The sequence below is a fragment of the Loktanella fryxellensis genome (assembly GCF_900110065.1).
Lineage (GTDB): Bacteria > Pseudomonadota > Alphaproteobacteria > Rhodobacterales > Rhodobacteraceae > Loktanella > Loktanella fryxellensis.
In genome coordinates this window covers 1-1,436 of the sequence record NZ_FOCI01000067.1, presented here as the reverse complement: position 1 = coordinate 1,436, position 1,436 = coordinate 1, and the positions used below count along the sequence as shown (strand labels likewise).

Sequence of the window (1,436 nt, the reverse complement as noted above, 5' to 3'; positions counted from 1 at the left end):
ACATCCCAACGGCTGTCTGGATCAACCCACCAAAGCAAACGGAGTAAAACCAAGCTTAAAGTTCAATCGCCACTGTCTCAAAGTCGTTGACACGTCCCGATGCTCGCCGATCACGCCCTGCAGGTCGTAGATGTCGATGTCGTTCAGGTCACAGGCACGGCGGATATGCCGTTCAACTATTTCCCCCATGCGCTCGCGCCAAGGATCACGGCGAGACCATTCAACAAGACCATGTGCATTTCCTCGCGGAGCCATCACCATACCTCAAAATACTGCGGTCGCCGATGGCGAGCCCTCGCGCCAACCAATATGCCAAAGGCTGTTTGGTGCCAATGGCTTCACGCAGACTCGCGCGCCAGAACGCCGCCTTCGGGTGTCTCTGACCGTTTCGATGGCGGTCGAACCTGCTTCAACTACGGCGCAACCCATTTTCGGCAAGTATCTGAAAAAAAGACATTTTTGAATGCGTTTCGATTTGAGTGAAGGGCGGGTGGAAAGAGACGCGAGCCGTTCAGAGACCGATTTCGGGCCAAACCCAAGTCTCCGAAAGTCGGGTTGCATCGCTAAACCCCTTTGAAAAAAAAGAAAAAAGGCCCCATCAGGGACCACACATCAGGTTCGCGAATGGTTTGTGGCGGAGGGGATGGGTCTGGAGTCTAACCTTCTCCACATCGTGAATCTCGTCATACACACACATCCAGATTAAAAGAATTCAAATATATGCGATACTGTCCTTGTAACTTACGACCGGGACAAGTCGGAAATCTCAGTTTCTGTAAGATAGCGGATTTTTTCCTCCCGGAGAATGAAAGCCAAGCGGGCCGTCTCTTCCAATTCTTCGGCGTTGTTGACAGCTTCCTCAATATTCTTGCCTAATACAACGACGCCATGTGAGGCCAGCAGGAAGGCATTCACTGAGTGGGCGTTTGCAGCGATAACCAGATCACGCGCGATCTCCATTGCGCCTGGCCGATAGTACGGAATAACCGGCAGGTAGCCCACGCGCATCACATAGTATGGTGTAAATGGGCGCATGGCGTTTTCGTGAGATAGATCCTCCAGACAGGACAGGGCCGTGAGATAGGTGGAGTGCAAATGCACGATGGCACCTGCGTCGGGTCGACAATCGAAGAGTGCGCGATGGAAGGCAAACTCCTTTGACGGCTTGGGTCCAGGCACCGGATTACCTGACGTATCGATTCGAGCCAAATCGTCCGGCGTCAATCGGCCAAGACTTCCGCCAGTGGGCGTGACCAGGAACCCGCCATTGTCGAGCCGCACCGACACATTCCCGGCCCCACCGACCGAATAGCCACGCCGAAACAGACTTTGGCACAGTGTGCAAAGCAGATCGGCATTCAGGGCGTCACTCATGCGTTCATTCCTAATTTGGTTTGTCACCGGCTCTGTTGCACAAATCCGAGAGGGATTCATGT

2 protein-coding genes are annotated in these 1,436 nt (G+C 53.6%); both read right to left on the bottom strand.

Annotation, left to right across the window (positions count from 1 at the left end; translation table 11 throughout):
- Window positions 1-21: 21 nt before the first annotated feature.
- Entirely contained in the window at window positions 22-261 is a 240-nt protein-coding gene (locus tag BMX16_RS17465; protein WP_143058100.1) for a hypothetical protein, read from the bottom strand.
- 480 nt (window positions 262-741) lie between these two features.
- Window positions 742-1,374 carry a 3-oxo-tetronate 4-phosphate decarboxylase gene (gene otnC, locus BMX16_RS17185; protein WP_089906007.1) on the bottom strand — a complete coding sequence of 211 codons (633 nt, stop codon included), beginning with the start codon at window positions 1,372-1,374 and terminating at the stop codon, window positions 742-744.
- Window positions 1,375-1,436 lie beyond the last annotated feature (62 nt).